We start from the raw sequence: 19,758 nt of genomic DNA, 5'->3' as shown, positions 1-19,758 counted from the left end.
CTTAAAGCACCTCAATTTCAGGAATTGCTACAACAAATTGGCCGCCCCATTCTCTTATAAAAGACATTTGGTCCATAATTTCTTCTTTCACGTTCCACGGCAGAATAAAAACATAGTCGGGCTTTGTTTCAGAAATCATATCCGGCGATTTGACAGGAATGTGTGTCCCGGGTAAATACAGCCCCTGTTTAAAAGGGTTTCTATCAACTGTATAGGGCAGAAATTCTTTCCCGATGCCGCAATAATTTAATAATGTATTTCCTTTTGCGGGCGCTCCATATCCTACAATTGTTTTTCCTGACTTTTTGGCCTGTATAAAAAAATCTAAAATCTTAACTTTTGTTTCCTTAACCAAATCAGAAAATTTTTGATATGCGTCAAGACGGTGCAAGGATAGGCTTTTTTCTTTTTCAATCAGTTTCCCTATATTGGAATGAATGACTTTTGACCGATCTTCTTCATGCTTTGAAAAGATTCTCAGTGAGCCGCCGTGCGTAGGAATTTCCTCCACATCAAAAACTTCCAGATTATGTGCTTTAAATATTTCCTGAACGGTTAACAGGGAAAAATAAGAGAAGTGTTCGTGGTAGATGGTATCGAATTGATTTTGACAGATAAGGTTTAATATGTGCGGGAATTCTACAGTAATGACCCCTAAAGGGTGCATTAATTGTTTCATCCCGCCTACGAAATCGTGCAGGTCAGGAACATGGGCCAAAACATTATTTGCGATAATTAAGTCTCCTTTAAGGCCTTCGTCAACTAATTGCCGGGCAAAGACCTTGCCAAAAAACTCAGTCCTAGTCGGAATTCCTTTCTCCATCGCTTTAAGAGCAACGTTTTCAGCCGGTTCCACTCCTAGGACGGGAATATTTTTTTCTTTAAAATATTGAAGTAAGTATCCATCATTACTAGCAATCTCAATAACCTTTGAATGGGGGCCGAGCTTAAATTTATCTATTACACTATTTACATAATTTTTTGCATGGTCTAACCAACTGTCCGAAAAAGAACTGAAATAAGCATAGTCTTTAAAAATATGTTCGGGAGATTCAAATTCTTCTAATTGGACTAAAAAACATTGGTCACATACATACGTATGCAATGGATAAAACGGCTCCATTTTACTAAGTTGATTTTCCTTTATAAAAGAATTTGCCAACGGGGAAACCCCAAGGTCCACAAATGTATGCTTTAAAGGAGACCGGCAAAAACGACAGGTTTTATCCGACATTTTCTCAAACTCCCTTTATTTGTTCGTATCTTTTAATCTGATTCACCGTAAATGGCCCCATCACTGTTCCTGACTCGTAATTTCTAAACCATTCCACCGTCCATTTAATTGCTTCCTTCGTAGATAGTTTAGGGACCCAGCCTAATAATTTCGAGGCTTTTGAACTATCAAGCTGTAAATAAGCAGCTTCGTGTGGATGCATTTCATTGTTTTCATAAGTAATGTCAATTTTTCTACCCCATAACTGCATTGTCATATTCAGAACATCCTGTACCGTAAATTCCTGACTTGTCGAAGGGCCAAAATTCCACCCTCCACCAAATGACGAATCTTCCCACAGCTTTTCGGCCAGGAGAATATATCCACTTAATGGCTCCAGTACATGCTGCCACGGACGTACTGCATTTCGATTTCTGATGGTTAATTTTTTGCGTTCTAAGAAGGAGCGCATCAGATCTGGCACTAATCGTTCCTCCGCCCAATCCCCGCCGCCGATTACATTTCCTGCTCTTGCTGAAGCTAGATTAATAGAAGGGATATGTTTGGTTTGAAAAAACGACCTTCTATACGATTCAGTTACAAGTTCAGCACAGCCTTTACTGGCACTGTACGGATCATGGCCGCCCATTCGGTCCTGTTCTTGGTAAGACTTTTTAACTATTGTGTTTTCATAACATTTATCACTTGTTATATTCACGATAACCTTAACGCTGCTTATATGTCTTGCTGCTTCCAATACATGGGCTGTACCTAAAACGTTCGTTTTAAACGTTTCAATTGGGTTTTGGTATGAATTCCTAACAAGAGGCTGAGCTGCTAGATGAAAGATAATTTCTGGCTGGTAATGCTTCATTGTTTGTTCAAGTTGTTCAAAATCGTTTATATCGCCATAGCAGGACTGGCATTCTGCTGCGGCATTCGTTAAATCAAATAGATTGGGTGATGTAGGTGGATGGAGCGAATAACCGATTACTTTTGCACCAAGAGATGAAAGCCAAAGGGACAGCCACGTACCTTTAAACCCAGTATGTCCGGTTACAAAGACTTGTTTTTCGTTCCAGAATGCATGATTTGGCATTTCACCACACCTTCCATGGAGCTTCATTTAAACGCCAATATTCTTCAAGCTTCATTTTGTCTCTTAATGTATCCATTGGCTGCCAAAAGCCCGTATGCCGAAAGGCTGCTATCTGTCCCAATTCAGCCAAACGCTCGAGTGGTTCTTTTTCCCAAGACGTTTGATCTCCTGCGATATATTCAATGACGGAGGGTTCCAATACAAAAAATCCTCCATTAATCCAGTTGCCGTCTCCTTGCGGCTTTTCTTTAAAGCCAGTCACTGCATCTTTAGCAGCTATGCTTAACGCCCCAAATCTTCCAGGAGGTTGAACTGCCGTGACTGTTGCTAATTTCCCATGTTTTTTATGAAATTCAATTAAATTTTCTATATTGACGTTGCTAACTCCGTCACCATACGTGAAACAGAAAGGTTCCTTATCCAAGAATTTTTGAACTCTTTTTAACCTTCCTCCTGTACTCGTATGTTCGCCGGTATCCACAAGCGTTACCTGCCATTGCTCAGAACTATTATTGTGAATCACCCGTTTATTATTGGATAGATCGAATGTAATGTCTGACATATGCAAAAAGTAGTTGGCGAAATATTCCTTTATCATATACCCTTTATAACCCAGACAAATAATAAATTCATTAATGCCGTAATGGGAATAAATCTTCATAATATGCCAAAGTATCGGTTTTCCCCCGATTTCAATCATTGGTTTAGGCTTGAATTCTGTTTCTTCACTGATTCTCGTCCCATAACCTCCAGCCAATATGACAGCTTTCAAATTCTCACCCCTTATGTGACAGCATCTTTTTTATGCTATGCAATCACATAATTGCGGGTTAACATTTTCCGAGCTTTGTTTAATTTTCCGAGCTTTGTTTAAGAATGAAAAGTAATCGGAAAGGAAAGAGTTGAAGAAAAAAATAAACAGAAACACCAATGTGTTGTCTGTTTGTTTTTTTGAAAAGTAAGATGAGGAACATATGAAAGGGTAATCGAATAAGGTCAGAATTAAAATTATGTAATATCAGGGACATTGATAGCAAGAGAGGCGACCCTAAAGGGCGGCCCCGCCGTTTGAGATTATAAAGAACTGTTTGTTTACCATGCTTTTAGAACCACTAAAACTAATGACTGCTTAAAGGCTTTAGAGATAGTGGTCTACATATGATTATTCATTTTGTTCTTTCATTTGTTGCAGTAATATCTCCATTTTTGCTGCTTTTCCATTTTATCTTCCTCTGTTGGTTGTGTAGCATGGAATTTTTGAAGCAATTGCTGGACTGTATCCTCGAAGCCTGCAGGACGTGCTAGGCCGAGCAAACCAGCGTCCCCAGTCTCACAAGTTGTAATATGCAATTCCCAACCACCAGCCATTATACCGGAATCGGCCAGTGCCTGGTCGATGATATAAAGATTCCATACTCCATTTGGATTCATTCCATTAAAGACGCTTAATAATGTATTTCCTGATGGTGCAGGTGCAGGTGGTGGGTAAGTGCCAAAAATTCCGTTGTTCGTAGGACGGTAAGTTCCTGAAACGATTGGAGTTGGTACTGTTGTCGCAGCATTGTCATCGAAGGTCAGTGTAACGTTATTTATATCAGTTCCGCCCCCAACAGCTGACATTAAAATTGTATTAGGGCCTGCATTCCCTGCTGGTCCCACCAGCATGGCACTTATATCAGCTGGAAATGTATGTGACAAATTATTAAATGTTACTGTTACCTGTATGATAGAACCTGTTAAACCAGACACTACAATTGGTGAAGGGTAAGGAGCTGCCGGACCCTCGGTGCCTTCTGCTGGGATTAAAATCGGTGTTGTATTTGAAAAAGTTGTAGTTCTTGTCGTACATGTTGCTGTTGCGGCTGCGAGATCCAAAACATTTTCAAACTTAAATTCTAGCAGCATTTCCTTTTTAATCACGTCACGAATGGTTCTTTGGACACTTGAATCAAGAGTAAGAAGATTCGATAGCGAAACTGTTGCAGGAGAAAAAGTAGTACGTGCAGGGGTTAATGTTCCGAGAACGAATTGAAGCTTCTCTGCTTCTGCATTTAGCAAATGATTAACATGAAAATTGTATTAAAGCGTCCATTTTTTGAAACACTAGTATGATAGTATTTTAAGTTAATGGAACCTTTTAGGTGATTTTCATTGGAATAGATTTAACCATTAAAGCTAAAGGTTCTACTGAGTGTCCATTACACAGTCAGGTTATTGGAAGATCTAGGGATGGGTATGGGAATACATTGACTGAGGATACGCAAAAAGAATATGTATTGGCAAGGGCTCAATTAGCAATGATGAAAACTTGATACCATGATGGGGCAATCCAAAATCTGGATTGCCCCATTGATTTATTTTTACTGATTAACAATTTACTATAAACCGGAGAAGCTAATCGTTACCTGACCATCTCCAGTGCCGACACCGGCTGTGTTGACTTGGCTGCTGCCAGCGTTGTAGGAACCGCCGCCGCCACCGCCGCCGCCATCAGCATTAATAGCATTAACACCGCCGCCGCCGCCGCCGCCACCGCCGGCAAAACCACCACCGCCGCCGCCGCCGCCGCCGCTAGGAGCACTGTCAGAGCCACCACCGCCGCCGCCAGCACCGAGACCACCTCTAGTACCATTACCTTGGGGACCAGTGCCGCCAACACCACCGAAACCACCAGCAATAATATTGGTACCGCCAGCACCACCAGTAGCGGTAAATATCCCAGTCGTATCCCCGCCTTTACCGCCAGAACCAGTTATTCCGCCGCCGCCGCCGCCGCCAGCATCAAAAGTAGAGGCACCGCCGCCGCCGCCGCCAGCACCGAAACCATTACCACCATTTCCACCAGGAAGACCAGTACCGCCGCCAGCACCACCAATGCCACCTAAAATATTAGTACCGCCAGCACCGCCTCCTCCGTTAACGTCACCATTACCTGCTTTTCCTGCAGTTCCATTTGAGAAGGTTGGGGGAAGACCTGCTAAAGGAACAGTAGCGTTCACTCCATCACTTACATTACTAGTTTCTAAAACACCACCAGCACCCCCGCCGCCACCTGCTGCAACCAGTAGTGTAGTTGAATTTAAAGTACTACCACGCCAAACAAACGATCCACCGCCGCCGCCAGCACCAGAAGTGGCATTATCGATACCCTTTTCCCCTACAAATATGGAAAGAGTTTCTCCGGGAGTAACAGAAAAAGTGCCTTCAATTGATGCACCTAACCCCCCTGTAGCAGATCCTAGGAAGTCTCCGCCTTTTGCACCAATAGCCTGGATTCTTGCAGTAGTTGCAAACTCGGGAACAGTAATTGTTGTAAGTCCTGGTGCTGTAAAGGTAAAAGTCCCTAAATTCGCTAAAAATCCAGCCAAATCCAACGTATTTTCAAATTTGAACTCCAAGAGCATTTCCTTTTTAATCACATCACGTAGGGTTCTCTGGACACTTGTATCAAGAGTAAGAAGATTGGTAAGTGAAACGGTTGCAGGGGTAAAAGTAGTGCGTGCAGGGGTTAATGTTCCAAGAACGAATTGAAGCTTCTCTGCTTCTGCATTCAGCAAATGAGCCAAAGCGAGTTCTTCAAGAGCAACTGAGCTAAGAAGTAATGGAACAGTTTGTCCTAAACTAAGCGAAATAGTGGGTGTGATATTAGGGATATTTGGATTAGACATTTAAACACTCCTTTATTATTAATTTATATAAGTTCGATATAGAACCTGCATCTTTATTTAGGTAGCTGTAAAAAGAAAGGAATACGACTAGGTCAATTATATGAGAACAGAATAGTTAAGGTTACTAATTGAAGCTTATACACTAGTAGAATACGAAAAACTTTCCAAATAGTACGGGCTAACCTCCGTAGAAACGGTTTCTAAGTGTCCATTTTTTTATCGCTGGAAAAAGCTGCGTTATACCTTCTATTTTAAGTGCAAAACTTCACTATTTGTTTTGGTAATAATAAAAAAGATTGACTTGCCCCTTTAATCAACTTGAAAAAGGTTTCCTGTCAATCAATAAACGTACAATTTCTAGGAATCGTGTTTGTCACACTTTTATAATAATGAAATGGCAGTAAATTCTTCTCTTTCTTCAGCATTGGTGCAACATCGGTTCTCCAAGAATTTGCAGCTGAGGTCATAAGCTTCTGAAGTAGAATTGGGATATTTCATCTCATGAGTGTGCCTCCCAATACAAACATCTCGTTCCACAAACAGCGGTCCCGACAATGGAATCCTGTGGGGGTTTTACCCTTTTTCCAGGGAATTGTAGTTAATTTTGAATTGGATTGCTTCGAAAAATTTCGGATCATTTTTCAAACCGTTGATAAGATAGTTTTTTTCCTCATCAGTTAATGGGCGGTCAAGAACAGTTTCCATCCTATTCCTCAATAAATTAAATTGCTCTTCAAGACTCATTGGATTCCCTCCAATTCATTAATTTTAAACATCGTTTACTATAAACCGGAGAAGCTAATAATAACCTGACCGTCTCCAGTTGCCGGACCAAGTGTATTGACAGGGTTTGTTCCGCTATTGAAGGAACCGCCGCCGCCGCCTGCGCCAACTTGAGCTGGAGTGCCGCCGCCGCCGCCGCCGCTGAAGCCACCGCCGCCACCACTGTCTCCGAAGCTACTGCCGCCGCCGCCGCCGCCGAAGCCGCCATTAGATCCATTTGCTCCGGCACCGCCAGCTCCCCCATTAAAGATCGAGGTTCCTCCTTGTCCAATACTATCTCCGCCATCGCCTAAAGGACTTGGTAAGATTCCTGCTCCTCCACCAGCGGAATTTGGTTGGGCGGCTCCCCCCATGCCACCGACACCACCGGTACCACCGGGATTTCCGTTAGTACCATTAGCAATAAGGGATGCGTCGCTTCCATTAATTCCATTGAATGGAGTAGCTCCACCTCCCCCGCCTGCTGCAACCAGAAGATTCCCTGCAGTTACGGGTCCATTTCCACGCCAAACGAAGGTCCCACCGCCGCCGCCGCCAGTATTTGCTCCAGTTTGTCCCTGTTGTCCTACTAAGATCGATAGGACCTCTCCCGGTGTTACAGGGAAATCACCTTGGATGGATGCGCCACGACCATTTACCGAAGTTCCTGCACCCCCGGCTGCACCGATCGCCTGGATTCTTGCAGTAGTTGCAAACTCGGGAACAGTAATTGTTGTAAGTACTGGTGCTGTAAAGGTAAAAGTCCCTAAATTCGCTAAAAATCCAGCCAAATCCAACGTATTTTCAAATTTGAACTCCAAGAGCATTTCCTTTTTAATCACATCACGTAGGGTTCTCTGGACACTTGTATCAAGAGTAAGAAGATTGGTAAGTGAAACGGTTGCAGGGGTAAAAGTAGTGCGTGCAGGGGTTAATGTTCCAAGAACGAATTGAAGCTTCTCTGCTTCTGCATTCAGCAAATGAGCCAAAGCGAGTTCTTCGAGAGCAACTGAGCTAAGAAGTAATGGAACAGTTTGTCCTAAACTAAGCGAAATTGTGGGTGTGATATTAGGGATATTTGGATTAGACATTTAAACACTCCTTTATTATTAATTTATATAAGTTCTATATAGAACCTGCACTTCAATTTAGGTAACTGTAAACAGAAAGGAATACGACTGAGTGAATTCTATAAAAATAGACCAGTTAAGGTTACTAATTAAAACTTATACACTAGTAGCATACGAAAAAAGTTCCGAATAGTACGGGCTGGTCTCTCATTTATAAATTTTTTTGTTGGTGCTAAAAAAATCAAAAGTAACTACTTTCATTTTATTTTTAATCAAGTATTCTTGGGAGTTTATCTATTACATAATGCCGGATGCACTCATATGATAATAATTCAAGTGGATTAATTATTTGACAATTTATTGTATAGAGGTGCATAAAATGAAACTTATATTGCTCTCAGGGGGGTCTGGAAAACGATTGTGGCCGCTTTCCAATGACTCCAGGTCGAAGCAATTTTTAAAAATGCTGACACGTTCTGATGATGAGCTTGAATCCATGGTCCAAAGGATCTGGCGGCAATTGGATTCGAATCAATTAAGCAATCATGCCTATATTTCTACCAGTAAAACACAAGTGGATATCATACAAAGCCAACTGGGGACTGAAGTACCGTTAATTATTGAACCGCAGCGAAGAGATACCTTTCCGGCCATCGCTTTAGCAGCAGCTTATTTATATTCCATCATTGGTGTTAATCGTGATGAAGTCATATCTATTATGCCTGTTGATCCATATGTGGAAAATCAGTTTTTTAATAAAGTCAAAGAATTAGAGGATGTCATTCTGGATTCAACAATGGATATCGCTTTAATTGGTGTAAATCCTACCTATGCTTCCACAAAATACGGGTACATTATTCCGGAAAAAGGAAAAGTGGACTGTGAACAGGCGCGTGGATATATAAATGTAATCGGCTTTAAGGAAAAACCGACAGAAGAACAGGCAGTGCACTTGAGAAAACATCAAGCACTATGGAACTGCGGCGTATTTGCCTTTAAACTCGGCTATATGATAGATCAGTTGGAAAAAAGAGGTTTTCCTACTCAATATGATAAAGTAATAGAAAACTATAGTAGTCTGCCTAAAATAAGCTTTGATTATGAGATTGTCGAAAAGGCAGAGCGAATTGCCGTAATTCCCTACAACGGTTACTGGAAAGACTTAGGAACTTGGAATACATTGACTGAGGAAATGGAGACAAATATCCTAGGCAGAGGGTCAATTAGTCATGATTGCACCAATACACATTTAATCAATGAATTGGAAGTACCTGTGTTTGTATTGGGTGCTTCGAATATAGTGGTGGCAACGAGTCCCGATGGTATTTTGGTTTCTGAAAAATCCGCAAGCCACCAAGTCAAAGAAATCGTCAAAGATATGGAACAACGGCCCATGTTCGAGGAGCGCCGTTGGGGGTGGTATCGTGTTTTGGACTACAAAAAGTCAAATGAGGGAAAAGAGGTACTGACAAAGCGATTATTCGTGTTTGCAGGGCATAACCTCAGCTATCAATATCATCATTACCGGAGTGAAGTTTGGGTGGTTGTTGAGGGGGAAGGGGAATTCGTTCTGGATGACAAATTGTCTTATGTAAAAAAGGGCGATGTGCTAACCATTCCTTTAGGTGCAAAGCATGGAATCAAGGCAAGCAGTGATCTTGAAATCATTGAAGTTCAAATGGGGAGTAAACTGGAAGAAGGAGATATTGTCCGGTTATTTATGTCTTGGGATGAAATGAAGAAATCCATCGGGAGTGAGTAAAATTTCTACACGATAATTATAGTTGAAATTCTTCAGGGCAATCCAGTTCTTAAGGATTGCCCTGAAGAATTTAAAGTAGGAAATCAATCGTATCTTCAAGCTCAAACAATAACAAAATTTCTTTCGCAATGATTGCGCGCAGTACTCGTTCGGCCTTCCTGTTTGCCTTTTTTAGATCTTTCTTTGATGCTTTTTTACATTTAACATCCTTCACTGTTTTTCGAAGTATTTTTACCTCTGTTTCTAATAAATTTGCCAGTGATTGTTCCATCATTGCAATGCCTGCGAGTTTCAGTGTAACGACATCCCGCCTTTTCGGTATATGAAAATCTTTTGGAATTTCCGGTAAACCCATTTTGGCCCTCCCTCTTTTCGTAATGCTTTTTCCTGACTAAACCTCCGCAAATTTCTGCACATTATACCCTATGTTTTCAATATCTTTTTGTGCAATTGAAATAAACTGATTCGTTCTTTAGAAAGTGAGTCCCAACTGGACCCATAAATAAAAACAGACAGCATTTTTGCGGTCTGTTCATTTTACAATTAACATCTTTCTCTTTTGGTCCGCCAGTCGCTTAAATTCTATAATAGAATCCCTGATAGCCTTTATATCTCTTAATACAATAAAAAAATCGTCTTTTTCCTCCATTGCATCTTCAAGCATACTGACGGAATCTATAAGGTGGTTGAAAGATGATTCAATATGGGAGAGAGATTCTGCAAACATTTGGCTAAACTTTTCACTTAAATGCTCCTCCATGTATATTTCCCCCTTTCCCATGGAAGACAAGATAAAAGTGATCAATCTTTACGGTCTTTATGATCTGTACATTCTCAATGCCTTTTTTTACATTTGTCACAAACAGCTTTTTCCTTTTTAATGACCTCTAGTGTATTCTCCAACTTCTTTAGTAAAAGCCATTCCTTCATCACGATGGTTTCGAGCATTTGTCTTACCGAATGATTTATATCAAGGATGTCATCATTACATGGTTTAGTAGGAAAATTGCCTTTTTTGCCTACAAAGGCTTTTATTTTATCGGCTTCTGCTTTAATAAGTTTGGCTAGAGCTTTTTCTTCCTTAGCAATGGATGCAATTAATTTAAACAGAACTTTATCTAATGCGTGTTTATTGCGGCAACTACACCAACCGCTGCTACCACAACTACCACAACTACCACAACTACCACTGCTGCCACTGCTGCCACTGCTGCAGCTGCTTTCACTGCTGCCGTAGCTGCTGTAGCTGTCGCTGCTTTCACTGCTGCCGTAGCTGCTGTAGCTGTCGCTGCTTTCACTGCTGCCGTAGCTGCTGTAGTTGTCGCTGCTTTCACTGCTGCCGTAGCTGCTGTAGTTGTCGCTGCTTTCACTGCTGCCGTAGCTGCTGTAGTTGTCGCTGCTTTCACTGCTTCCGCTGCTGCTGTAGTTGTCGCTGCTTTCACTGCTTCCGCTGCTGCTGTAGTTGTCGCTGCTTTCACTGCTGCCGCCGCTGCTGTAGTTGTCGCTGCTTTCACTGCTGCCGCCGCTGCTGTAGTTGTCGCTGCTTTCGTTGCCGCCGCTGCTGTAGTTGTCGCTGCTTTCACTGCTGCTTTCACTGCTGTCGTAGATACCTTTATGCGGATGCTTCTTCTTACTGGTGCTACCGCTGCTGCTGCCGCTACTTCCGGGACCTTTATGCGGTCGCTTTGGGCCACTATCCTTGTCATGATGCTTCGGCATTGTCCCACACCTCTTTTGATTTTTTTTCACACGTATATATATGTGTAAATGCCCGGATTGGTGTATAAAAACACAATGTGGAGAAAAGGAAATCCAAAAGAAATATTGGCTTACTAGAAGAAAAGATAAAAAAACGAGTTACAACCATTGGTGGGAAAATCATCTTGCCAAGAATTTACTCTTATTAAACTTGGCGGGGTTAAGTGACAGGATACCGGTATTCAAACTGAATAATTACATCCAACAAACTAATTTCCATTCACGAACTCTTCTCTTTCATGTAAAATAGAACGAGGGGGGATAGGAATGAATTTTAAAGCAGGTTTATGGCAACAGCAAACACTCAAATTGACTATGACACAGGAATTGTCACAGGCAATTGCCTTATTGCAGTATTCCGCGCAAGAATTAACAGCTTTTTTAGAAAATAAGGCACTTGAAAATCCCCTAGTACAAATTGAAAATGTCAATGAGCGACCGATGAATCCGCTGCTTGACAGGAACCGGCGCAAACATCAAAAGACGGAAAAAGACTGGATTGAGCAGATTGGTGCAAAGCCATACTCGCTTGAGGAACAATTAATTTCACAGTTAAATATATCAAAGCTGCCGGCGGAGGAGTTAAAAGCAATACGCTATCTTATTCAGAATTTAGATGAAAACGGTTACTTTACCGGCGATTTACACGAGGTAGCCGCAACATTAAGAATACCTCTTGAACTGGCTGAAGACGGCCTGGCCGTTCTTCAGACGCTTGAACCGGCGGGAATTGGGGCGAGAAACCTTCAGGAATGCTTGCATATCCAGGTTGACTATCTAATGCCTGATAACGAGCTTGCCAAAAAGATAATCTCTGACTATTTTATCCCGTTTGCCGAAAAGAAATGGAAGCAAATTGCGAAGGAGCTTCAGGTCTCGTTAAAAGAGATCCAAGGCGTTTTTGACGAGATCCAATTTTTGAACCCGAAACCAGGGGGCCTTCTGGGAATAGAGGCGGCTTCTTACATCATTCCAGATGTGATTATTGAACAAACACAAGAAGGGCTAATCGTCCGAATGTTTGATGACCCCATTCCGAAAATTAGTTTTAATGATAAATACTTTCATAAATTTAAGGACCAGGATCAACAGGTCAGCAAGTTTCTTCATGAGAAGGTACAGGATTACCAATGGATTTTAAAAAGCATTGAGCAGCGAAAGGAAACGCTGACAAGGGTGGTTACCAAGATTGTCGAAAAGCAGCCTGCTTTTTTCCAAAAGGGTCCGCAATATTTGGCACCGATGACGATGAAGGAAATTGCCTCCGAGTTGGATGTTCATGAATCGACTGTCAGCCGGGCGGTTCGGGAAAAATATGTGCAAACTCCGATTGGGACATTTCCGTTGAAGTCGTTTTTCTCGAGTACTATCCAAACCGTATCGGAGGAAGAGTCCACCTCGTCGACACAGGTAAAGAATGCTATTAGCAAACTTATTGAAAAAGAAAACAAAGAAAAGCCGCTTTCTGATCAGGATATCGCGGAACAATTAAAGGTCTTGGAGGGAATCGTCGTCTCCAGAAGAACGATTGCCAAGTACCGGGACCAACTTGGCATCCCTTCTTCTTCGAAGAGGAAGAGGTTTAATTAATAGGCATTGGTGCCCGAACAGGCGGGAAACCGAAGGATCCTGTCACCCATAAGGCTAATAGGTGCCCGAACAGGCGGAAAATCAGAGTTTCTGGTCACCCATAAGGCTAATAGGTGCCCGAACAGGCGGAAAATCAGAGTTTCCGGTCACCCATAAGGCTTATAGGTGACTGAACAGGCGGGAAATCAGGGTTTCCGGTCACCCATAAGGCTTATAGATGACTGAACAGGCGGGAAATCAGAGTTTCCGGTCACCCATAAGTCCCATTGGTGCCCAAACAAGCGAGAAATGAGAGTTTTCGGTCACCCATAAAGGGCATTGGTGCCCGAACAGGAAGAAAATGAGATCCCCTGGTCACCCATAAGAGTTTATTGGCACCCGAACGGACAATAAATATGAAGTCTCAGTCACCCATAAGATTCATAGGTGCCGAACAAACAAAAATTCGTTAAAATATGTCGCCAATGCTCTCAAAAAAAAGAAAGGACAAAACCATGCCGCAATCAACCATTACCCTATACACAAGAAACGGCTGCCCTCTATGTGATAAGGCCAAATTGACCCTGCTCGAACTGAAGGAGGAATATAATTTTTCTCTGGAAGAAATCGATATTGAGCAGGATGATGAGCTCCATGAGCGCTACGGACTGATGATCCCGGTTGTCCACATTGATGGGGAAGAAGCTGCATACGGATTCATTGATAAATATGAAATAAGTAATCGTTTGCAAGAAAAATCCTAAGTTTTATTTGTTGAATTAAATTTTCACTCCTGCTACAATAAAAAACGTAGTAAGGGTGATTTTTTTTTGGTGGTTGTGGGACACAATATGTCTATGGTGGACATTTTTTGACCAACTGCATATAATAAAGGAGTATGAAAACATGCAGTCATTCATCGATATGACAAAAAGATTATTGCCCGATTTCCTTCCAGTCCTGCAAAAACGTCATTCCATCCTAAGATACATAGGAATGATGCAGCCTGTAGGCAGGAGGAGTTTAGCCACAAGCCTTGGACTGACCGAAAGAATCCTTCGTAGTGAAGTAGAATTCCTCAAAGAGCAAAATCTTATTTATACAAACAATGTAGGAATGAGTTTAACTCTTGAGGGAAAAAATTTGCTTGAGGATTTAAACGGGTTTATGCGTGAGTTGAAGGGTATCGACGTCATGGAGCTTGAACTAAAGCATCAGCTTGGTATTAAAAAAGTAATCATTGTTCCAGGAGACAGCGACGAATCACCGATGGTCAAAAGCGAGCTTGGCAAGGCGTCTGCGGCCTGCATGAAAAAGCTTTTTCAAGGGGAAAATATCATCGCTGTTACAGGCGGTTCAACGATGGCTGCTGTAGCGGAATGGCTCTCACCTATAGCCTCTGGCAAGGAATTGTTGTTTGTGCCAGCACGAGGCGGGGTTGGCGAGGATGTTCAAAATCAAGCCAACACAATTTGCTCCAATATGGCGCAAAACACCCATTCTAGACACCGCGTCTTTTATGTTCCTGATCAGGTCAGCACGGAAATTTATGACTCCTTGATTAAGGAACCCGGCATCCACGAAGTTTTGGAATTAATCCGCTCTGCCAACATGGTTCTCCATGGAATTGGGGATGCTATGACAATGGCCGAACGGCGCAAGACGAACCCTGATATATTGGAAAAGCTGGAAAATGGTAAAGCTGCCGGCGAGGCTTTCGGCTATTATTTTAGCGAAGCAGGCGAGATTGTCCACAAAGTGGTCACCATTGGGCTTCAGCTAGAGGATTTGGCAAAGATTCAAAACGTGATTGCAGTCGCTGGCGGAGCGTCAAAGGCGAAAGCAATCAGGGCCTATATGAAGCAGGCACCGCCATCCACGATATTAATTACGGATGAAGGGGCCGCAAACAATTTATTAAACCAGTAATCGTTAATGAAAAGGATTATTCCTTTTTAAAAATAAAACCCTGCCCCATTTACAAGGAGGAAATTAACATGACAGTAAAAGTTGGTATTAATGGTTTTGGACGTATCGGTCGTAACGTATTCCGTGCGGCATTAAACAATAGCGAAGTGGAAATTGTAGCAATCAATGACTTAACAGATGCAAATATGCTTGCTCACCTTTTAAAATATGACACTGTTCACGGAACACTTGCAGAAGATGTAACTGTTGATGGTGAATACCTAGTAGTTGGCGGCCACAAAGTGAAGGTTTTAGCTGAGCGCGACCCTGCACAATTAGGCTGGGGCGACCTTGGTGTAGACGTAGTAGTAGAATCTACTGGCCGTTTCACAAAGCGTGAAGATGCTGCGAAACACCTTGAAGCAGGTGCAAAAAAGGTTATCATCTCTGCTCCAGCAACTAACGAAGATATCACAATCGTTATGGGTGTTAACGAAGACAAATACGATGCAGCTAACCACCATGTACTTTCAAACGCATCTTGTACTACTAACTGCTTAGCTCCATTTGCAAAAGTATTAAATGACACATTCGGTATCAAGCGCGGTATGATGACTACTGTTCACTCTTACACTAACGACCAGCAAATCCTTGACTTGCCACACAAGGACTACCGTCGTGCTCGTGCAGCAGCTGAAAACATGATCCCAACTTCAACTGGTGCTGCAAAAGCGGTTGCGTTAGTTTTACCAGAACTAAAAGGCAAATTAAATGGTATGGCAATGCGTGTACCAACTCCAAACGTTTCTATCGTTGACTTAGTAGCTGAATTAGAAAAAGATGTAACTGTTGACGAGATCAATTCAGCTCTTAAAGAAGCTGCTGAAGGTCCATTAAAAGGTATTCTTGCATACAGCGACCTTCCATTAGTTTCTAGCGATTACAACGGTGCTACAGTTTCTTCTACTGTTGATGGTTTATCAACAATGGTTCTTGAAGGAAACATGGTAAAAGTATTATCTTGGTACGATAACGAAGTTGGTTACTCTAACCGCGTTGTTGACCTTGTTGATTACATCGCTAAAAAAGGACTTTAATTCTTTTTCTCCAATCCCGTTGGATAGGAATGGAATTTTTGCCGCAAACTATTTATAATGATTAATGGTATTCCAAGGGGAGTGGGTGATGGGAACCCCTCTCCTTTTTTACTGTGTTTTACCAGGGATTTTTTCAATAGCCATACATAAGGAGGTCCTTTTTCAATGAACAAAAAGTCAGTAAAAGATGTTGATGTGAAGGGTAAACGCGTGTTTTGCCGGGTGGATTTCAACGTTCCGATGCAGGATGGAAAAATTACCGACGAAACGCGAATTCGTGCGGCACTGCCAACGATTCAATATTTAATCGAGCAGGGTGCAAAAGTAATTCTGGCGAGCCATTTAGGCAGACCAAAGGGCAAAGTGGTTGAAGAAATGCGACTAACTCCAGTAGCGGATCGACTTTCTTCACTTCTTGGAAAAGAAGTGAAGAAAGCAGATGAAGGCTACGGGGATTCTGTTAAAGTGTTAATCGACTCCATGACTGAAGGCGACGTTTTATTGCTTGAAAATGTTCGTTTCTACCCTGGTGAAGAAAAGAATGATGCAGAACTTGCGAAGTCATTTGCAGAGCTTGCCGATGTTTATGTAAATGATGCATTTGGTGCTGCACACCGTGCTCATGCTTCCACAGAAGGAATCGCACACCATCTGCCAGCAGTATCAGGATTCTTAATGCAAAAAGAGCTTGATGTTCTTGGCAAGGCATTGTCAAATCCGGAACGTCCATTCACAGCGATTATTGGCGGGGCAAAGGTAAAGGACAAAATTGGTGTTATTGAAAATCTATTAGAATTAGTCGATAACTTGATTATTGGCGGCGGCCTTGCTTATACGTTCGTTAAGGCACAGGGCCATGAAATCGGTAAATCGCTGCTTGAAGAAGACAAAATTGACTTAGCTAAATCCTTTATGGAAAAAGCAAAAGCGAAGGGCGTTAACTTCTATATGCCGGTTGATGCAATAGTTGCTGATGATTTCTCAGCCGATGCCAATACAAAAGTAGTTGCGATCGAAGAGATTCCTGCCGATTGGGAAGCACTTGATATCGGACCAAAAACAGCAGAAATTTACCGCGATGTCATTCAAAAATCCAAGCTTGTCATTTGGAACGGGCCAATGGGTGTGTTCGAAATCGATAAGTTCGCTGGCGGCACGAAGGCTGTTGCACAGGCTTTGGCAGATGCTGAAGGTGCGTATTCCGTTATTGGCGGCGGCGATTCAGCAGCGGCAGTTGAAAAATTCGGCCTTGCTGATAAAATGAGCCACATCTCTACAGGCGGCGGTGCTTCATTGGAGTTTATGGAAGGAAAAGCACTTCCAGGTGTAGTGGCGTTGAACGATAAATAATTTTATCTACAAATTTAAGGTGGATATCTACAAAGATTGAGCCGATATCTACAATTTTTAAAATATATCTACAAATTTTAGGCAGATATCTACAAATTTTGTACTGATATCTACATTTCAATTTTTTTAACCAAAGAAAGGGATGTTCCAGCATGCGTAAACCAATTATTGCAGGTAACTGGAAAATGCACAAAACACTTTCCGAAGCAAAGAGCTTTGCGGAAGAAGTGAAAGGCCTTGTGCCTGCTGCTGATAAGATGGATTCTGTTATTTGCGCACCTGCGTTATTTTTACAAAGCCTTGTGGAAACGGTCAAAGGCAGCGAAGTGAAAATCGGTGCTCAAAATATGCATTTCGAAGAAAAGGGTGCCTTTACAGGTGAAATCAGCCCTGTAGCACTTGCTGACTTAGGCGTTCAATACGTCATTATCGGCCATTCTGAGCGTCGTGAAATGTTCAATGAAACTGATGAATCAGTTAATAAAAAGGTACTTGCAGCATTTAAACATGGCCTAACACCAATTGTTTGCTGCGGAGAAACATTAGAGCAACGCGAAAACGGCGAGACGATGAACCTCGTAGGTTCTCAGATTGAAAAAGCTCTCACAGGCTTAACTGAGGACCAAGTAAAACAAACAGTGATTGCTTATGAACCAATTTGGGCAATTGGAACTGGTAAATCTTCGACTTCTGCAGATGCAAACGAAGTGTGCGCACACATCCGCCAAGTTGTTGCCAAGCAATTCTCTGAAGATGTGGCAGCGGCTATCCGGATTCAATACGGCGGCAGTGTAAAACCAGAAAACATTAAAGAATACATGGCACAGCCTGATATCGACGGTGCCCTTGTTGGCGGCGCAAGCCTTGAACCGCAATCATTTTTGCAATTACTAGAGGGTGGAAAATATGAGTAAAGCTCCTGTTGCCCTCATCATTCTTGACGGCTTTGGCTGCCGGGACGAGCATAAAGGTAATGCGGTCTACCATGCGAAAAAGCCAAATTTTGACCGCTATTGGGAAACATACCCGCATAACCATTTAACCGCGAGCGGTGAAGCAGTCGGCTTACCTGAGGGGCAGATGGGGAACTCGGAAGTCGGTCACCTGAATATCGGTGCTGGCCGGATTGTTTACCAAAGCTTAACTCGTGTTAACATTGCTATCCGTGAAGGGGAATTTGAAAAAAATGAAACCTTCATTGGCGCGATGGAGCACGCAAAGAAAAATGGGACAGCTTTGCATCTGTTTGGCCTTCTGTCAGACGGCGGGGTGCACAGCCATATTAATCATATGTTTGCCCTTTTAAAACTGGCCAAGGAAGAAGGCGTGGAAAAAGTATATATTCACGCATTCCTTGACGGCCGCGACGTCGGCCCACAAACAGCACCAACATATATTAAAGAAACAATGGTAAAAATGAAGGAGATTGGTGTCGGCGAAATCGCCACCATTTCCGGACGCTATTATTCCATGGATCGTGACAAGCGCTGGGAGCGTGTTGAAAAATCTTATCGGGCAATGGTATATGGTGAAGGTCCTTCTTACAAGAGCCCGCTAGAGGTTGTAGAGGATTCTTATTCTCACGGAATCTATGATGAATTCGTCCTGCCTTCCGTAATCGTCAAGGAAGACGGACAGCCTGTTGCAACCATCCAGGACAACGATGCAGTTATTTTTTATAACTTCCGTCCGGACCGGGCCATCCAGATTTCGAATACCTTTACCAACGAAGATTTCCGTTCGTTTGACCGAGGACCGAAGCATCCGCAACATTTACACTTCGTTTGTTTAACGCACTTCAGCGAGTCAGTGGACGGCTATGTTGCCTTTAAGCCGACAAACTTGGACAACACGTTAGGTGAAGTGTTGTCGCAAAATAATATGAAACAGCTGCGCATTGCTGAAACGGAAAAATATCCGCATGTTACGTTTTTTATGAGCGGCGGACGCGAGGATAAGTTCCCTGGCGAGGAGCGGATTTTAATCAACTCGCCAAAGGTACCAACTTATGACCTGCAGCCGGAAATGAGCGCCTACGAAGTGACTGATGCTTTGTTGAAGGAAATTGCAGCGGACAAGTTCGATGCGATTCTCTTAAATTTTGCTAACCCAGATATGGTTGGCCACTCAGGTAAGCTCGAGCCAACCGTTAAAGCGATCGAGGCAGTAGATGAGTGCTTAGGAAAAATTGTTGATGCAATTCTTGCAAAAGGCGGTACAGCGATTATCACTGCCGACCACGGAAACGCTGATGAAGTCGTCACACTTGAAGGTAATCCAATGACAGCGCACACCACTAACCCCGTGCCGGTTATTGTCACAAAGCAGGGTGTTGAGGTGCGTGACGGCGGTATCCTTGGAGATTTAGCGCCAACTATACTGGATCTTCTGAATGTGAAGCAGCCGGCGGAAATGACAGGAAAGTCGTTGATTAAGTAAGCTGCTATATCGATTCGCTAATAGAACTGTGAAATTCGCTAATAGGACTTCTGAATTCGCTAA

Annotated in this window: 19 protein-coding genes; 8 read left to right on the top strand and 11 right to left on the bottom strand. The window is 42.6% G+C overall.

What is annotated here, in order from left to right; genetic code table 11:
• Position 1 precedes the first annotated feature (1 nt).
• The 7 genes from ACZ5B7_RS25970 to ACZ5B7_RS25940 form a co-directional block, all read right to left on the bottom strand.
• A complete protein-coding gene (locus tag ACZ5B7_RS25970; protein ID WP_464491489.1) occupies positions 2-1,234 on the bottom strand; it encodes a methyltransferase domain-containing protein in 1,233 nt (410 codons plus the stop codon).
• A gap of 4 nt (positions 1,235-1,238) precedes the next feature.
• Positions 1,239-2,312, bottom strand: a complete 1,074-nt coding sequence (gene rfbG / locus ACZ5B7_RS25965) for a CDP-glucose 4,6-dehydratase (protein WP_464491488.1) — start codon at positions 2,310-2,312, stop codon at positions 1,239-1,241.
• A 1-nt stretch (position 2,313) separates the two neighbouring features.
• Positions 2,314-3,084, bottom strand: coding sequence for a glucose-1-phosphate cytidylyltransferase (gene rfbF / locus ACZ5B7_RS25960; RefSeq protein ID WP_464491487.1), 771 nt, complete (start codon positions 3,082-3,084; stop codon positions 2,314-2,316).
• A 407-nt stretch (positions 3,085-3,491) separates the two neighbouring features.
• Entirely contained in the window at positions 3,492-4,370 is an 879-nt protein-coding gene (locus ACZ5B7_RS25955) for a hypothetical protein (RefSeq protein WP_464491486.1), read from the bottom strand.
• A 320-nt stretch (positions 4,371-4,690) separates the two neighbouring features.
• Complete coding sequence (locus ACZ5B7_RS25950) at positions 4,691-5,980, bottom strand: hypothetical protein (RefSeq protein ID WP_464491485.1); 1,290 nt, start codon at positions 5,978-5,980, stop codon at positions 4,691-4,693.
• Between the two features lie 573 nt (positions 5,981-6,553).
• A complete protein-coding gene (locus ACZ5B7_RS25945; protein WP_464491484.1) occupies positions 6,554-6,724 on the bottom strand; it encodes a hypothetical protein in 171 nt (56 codons plus the stop codon).
• Positions 6,725-6,762: 38 nt separating this feature from the next.
• A complete protein-coding gene (locus ACZ5B7_RS25940; RefSeq protein WP_464491483.1) occupies positions 6,763-7,833 on the bottom strand; it encodes a hypothetical protein in 1,071 nt (356 codons plus the stop codon).
• Between the two features lie 358 nt (positions 7,834-8,191).
• Between ACZ5B7_RS25940 and ACZ5B7_RS25935 the strand changes: the two genes are divergently transcribed.
• On the top strand, positions 8,192-9,574 hold the full coding sequence (locus tag ACZ5B7_RS25935) for a sugar phosphate nucleotidyltransferase (RefSeq protein WP_464491482.1): 1,383 nt from the start codon (positions 8,192-8,194) through the stop codon (positions 9,572-9,574).
• Between the two features lie 70 nt (positions 9,575-9,644).
• Here the strand turns inward: ACZ5B7_RS25935 and ACZ5B7_RS25930 are convergent, their stop codons facing one another.
• From ACZ5B7_RS25930 to ACZ5B7_RS25915, 4 genes are all read right to left on the bottom strand, one after another.
• Positions 9,645-9,929: a hypothetical protein gene (locus tag ACZ5B7_RS25930; protein WP_464491481.1), complete on the bottom strand. Its 285-nt coding sequence runs from the start codon at positions 9,927-9,929 to the stop codon at positions 9,645-9,647.
• Between the two features lie 177 nt (positions 9,930-10,106).
• A complete protein-coding gene (locus ACZ5B7_RS25925) occupies positions 10,107-10,334 on the bottom strand; it encodes a hypothetical protein (RefSeq protein ID WP_464491480.1) in 228 nt (75 codons plus the stop codon).
• Positions 10,335-10,408: 74 nt separating this feature from the next.
• Positions 10,409-10,684, bottom strand: coding sequence for a hypothetical protein (locus ACZ5B7_RS25920; protein WP_464494571.1), 276 nt, complete (start codon positions 10,682-10,684; stop codon positions 10,409-10,411).
• A gap of 8 nt (positions 10,685-10,692) precedes the next feature.
• Positions 10,693-11,301, bottom strand: coding sequence for a hypothetical protein (locus ACZ5B7_RS25915; protein WP_464494596.1), 609 nt, complete (start codon positions 11,299-11,301; stop codon positions 10,693-10,695).
• Positions 11,302-11,599: 298 nt separating this feature from the next.
• Here ACZ5B7_RS25915 and rpoN point away from each other — a divergent pair, with 298 nt between their 5' ends.
• The 7 genes from rpoN to gpmI all read left to right on the top strand — a co-directional run bounded on the left by rpoN (position 11,600) and on the right by gpmI (position 19,695).
• Positions 11,600-12,922, top strand: a complete 1,323-nt coding sequence (rpoN, locus tag ACZ5B7_RS25910) for an RNA polymerase factor sigma-54 (RefSeq protein WP_464491479.1) — start codon at positions 11,600-11,602, stop codon at positions 12,920-12,922.
• 494 nt (positions 12,923-13,416) lie between these two features.
• Positions 13,417-13,665 (top strand): glutaredoxin family protein, encoded by a 249-nt coding sequence (locus ACZ5B7_RS25905; protein WP_464491478.1) that lies wholly within the window; start codon positions 13,417-13,419, stop codon positions 13,663-13,665.
• Positions 13,666-13,807: 142 nt separating this feature from the next.
• Complete coding sequence (locus ACZ5B7_RS25900) at positions 13,808-14,830, top strand: sugar-binding transcriptional regulator (protein ID WP_464491477.1); 1,023 nt, start codon at positions 13,808-13,810, stop codon at positions 14,828-14,830.
• A 68-nt stretch (positions 14,831-14,898) separates the two neighbouring features.
• Positions 14,899-15,906 carry a type I glyceraldehyde-3-phosphate dehydrogenase gene (gap, locus tag ACZ5B7_RS25895; RefSeq protein WP_213144245.1) on the top strand — a complete coding sequence of 336 codons (1,008 nt, stop codon included), beginning with the start codon at positions 14,899-14,901 and terminating at the stop codon, positions 15,904-15,906.
• 165 nt (positions 15,907-16,071) lie between these two features.
• On the top strand, positions 16,072-17,256 hold the full coding sequence (locus ACZ5B7_RS25890) for a phosphoglycerate kinase (RefSeq protein ID WP_464491476.1): 1,185 nt from the start codon (positions 16,072-16,074) through the stop codon (positions 17,254-17,256).
• A 152-nt stretch (positions 17,257-17,408) separates the two neighbouring features.
• Positions 17,409-18,170: a triose-phosphate isomerase gene (gene tpiA / locus ACZ5B7_RS25885; protein ID WP_464491475.1), complete on the top strand. Its 762-nt coding sequence runs from the start codon at positions 17,409-17,411 to the stop codon at positions 18,168-18,170.
• On the top strand, positions 18,163-19,695 hold the full coding sequence (gene gpmI / locus ACZ5B7_RS25880) for a 2,3-bisphosphoglycerate-independent phosphoglycerate mutase (RefSeq protein WP_464491474.1): 1,533 nt from the start codon (positions 18,163-18,165) through the stop codon (positions 19,693-19,695). Before tpiA ends, gpmI begins: the two co-directional genes overlap by 8 nt.
• The last annotated feature ends 63 nt before the right edge of the window (positions 19,696-19,758 follow it).

The sequence above is a fragment of the Neobacillus sp. S1115 genome (assembly GCF_055385565.1).
This window is presented reverse-complemented; position numbering and strand designations above follow the sequence as displayed.

Excerpts from the sequence above, each read along its gene's own strand:
- ACZ5B7_RS25940 (WP_464491483.1), bottom strand. The coding sequence starts at position 7,833 with ATGTCTAATCCAAATATCCCTAATATCACACCCACAATTTCGCTTAGT.
- ACZ5B7_RS25970 (WP_464491489.1), bottom strand. The coding sequence starts at position 1,234 with ATGTCGGATAAAACCTGTCGTTTTTGCCGGTCTCCTTTAAAGCATACA.
- rfbG (WP_464491488.1), bottom strand. The coding sequence starts at position 2,312 with ATGCCAAATCATGCATTCTGGAACGAAAAACAAGTCTTTGTAACCGGA.
- ACZ5B7_RS25930 (WP_464491481.1), bottom strand. The coding sequence starts at position 9,929 with ATGGGTTTACCGGAAATTCCAAAAGATTTTCATATACCGAAAAGGCGG.
- rpoN (WP_464491479.1), top strand. The coding sequence starts at position 11,600 with ATGAATTTTAAAGCAGGTTTATGGCAACAGCAAACACTCAAATTGACT.
- ACZ5B7_RS25900 (WP_464491477.1), top strand. The coding sequence starts at position 13,808 with ATGCAGTCATTCATCGATATGACAAAAAGATTATTGCCCGATTTCCTT.
- ACZ5B7_RS25905 (WP_464491478.1), top strand. The coding sequence starts at position 13,417 with ATGCCGCAATCAACCATTACCCTATACACAAGAAACGGCTGCCCTCTA.
- ACZ5B7_RS25945 (WP_464491484.1), bottom strand. The coding sequence starts at position 6,724 with ATGAGTCTTGAAGAGCAATTTAATTTATTGAGGAATAGGATGGAAACT.
- gpmI (WP_464491474.1), top strand. The coding sequence starts at position 18,163 with ATGAGTAAAGCTCCTGTTGCCCTCATCATTCTTGACGGCTTTGGCTGC.
- ACZ5B7_RS25925 (WP_464491480.1), bottom strand. The coding sequence starts at position 10,334 with ATGGAGGAGCATTTAAGTGAAAAGTTTAGCCAAATGTTTGCAGAATCT.
- tpiA (WP_464491475.1), top strand. The coding sequence starts at position 17,409 with ATGCGTAAACCAATTATTGCAGGTAACTGGAAAATGCACAAAACACTT.
- ACZ5B7_RS25935 (WP_464491482.1), top strand. The coding sequence starts at position 8,192 with ATGAAACTTATATTGCTCTCAGGGGGGTCTGGAAAACGATTGTGGCCG.
- ACZ5B7_RS25890 (WP_464491476.1), top strand. The coding sequence starts at position 16,072 with ATGAACAAAAAGTCAGTAAAAGATGTTGATGTGAAGGGTAAACGCGTG.
- ACZ5B7_RS25950 (WP_464491485.1), bottom strand. The coding sequence starts at position 5,980 with ATGTCTAATCCAAATATCCCTAATATCACACCCACTATTTCGCTTAGT.
- gap (WP_213144245.1), top strand. The coding sequence starts at position 14,899 with ATGACAGTAAAAGTTGGTATTAATGGTTTTGGACGTATCGGTCGTAAC.